General features: G+C 74.6%; 1 pseudogene. It reads right to left on the reverse strand.

Annotated elements, in window-relative coordinates:
- Positions 1–654, reverse strand: a pseudogene (locus ACYVE9_RS28870) (SWIM zinc finger family protein); the annotation flags it as partial.
- Positions 655–849: the final 195 nt, after the last annotated feature.

Genomic DNA, 849 nt, shown 5'->3' on the forward strand with positions numbered 1-849 from the left:
CACGACCCAGCCGACGCCGCCGCTCGCGGTCGCGCCGCGCGGCAGCGACCGCAGGTAGCGCTGGGCCTGCACGGCGCCGAGTTCGGCGCGCAGATCGAACCCGGAGGCGATGACCTGGGTCTCGGCGAAGCCGCGCAGCCAGCGGTCGGGCAGCGGCACCTTCTTCTCCACGACCGGCCCGGTGAGCGTCGTGACGGCCAGTTCCTCAGGCCCGACGCGCAGGTGCAGCGGATCGCCGCTGCCGACGCGGGAAAGCGACTCCCGCAGCGGACTGTTGACGTCGACGTTGGTGGTGCCGTGGCGTATGTCGTCACCGTCGAGGCCGCGCGGGAGCACGTCGAGCCGGGCGTAGACGCCGCAGCAGCCGGAGAACGACTCGAACCGCAGCCGGTCGCCGTTGGCGGTGACGACCGGGTCCAGCGAGGCGGCGGACAGCCGCCGGTGGTAGCGGGCCGCCGCGATGTCGGCGACGGCGAGCAGGGCCTGGGCGGCAGCCTGCGGCTCGGTGAGGAAGCCGTGGAAGAACCGGGGGTTGGCCTCGGCGCCGGCGGGGGTGAGGCCGCCGGACGTCTCCAGGCCGAGCAGCGGCCCCGCCGGGGCCTGCCGTACGGCGGAGGGGCGCAGATAACTGTAGACCTGCGTGGTTCGCGTCATGGGCAGGACCGTAGAGCGAGGGACTGACAACGGGAACGGTTGTCCACAGGCGGAGGCCTCGTCCGCAGGGGGGCAGCAGCCCAGGCGGTACAACCGTTGTCGGGCGCCGAATCCTGCGGTGACGGCAGGGCGACGGCCACCCGGCCCGCGCGTACGACGCCGGCCGGGGCCGTCCGACCGGCCGCGGACACCCCG

The sequence above is a fragment of the Streptomyces sparsus genome (genome assembly GCF_054776295.1).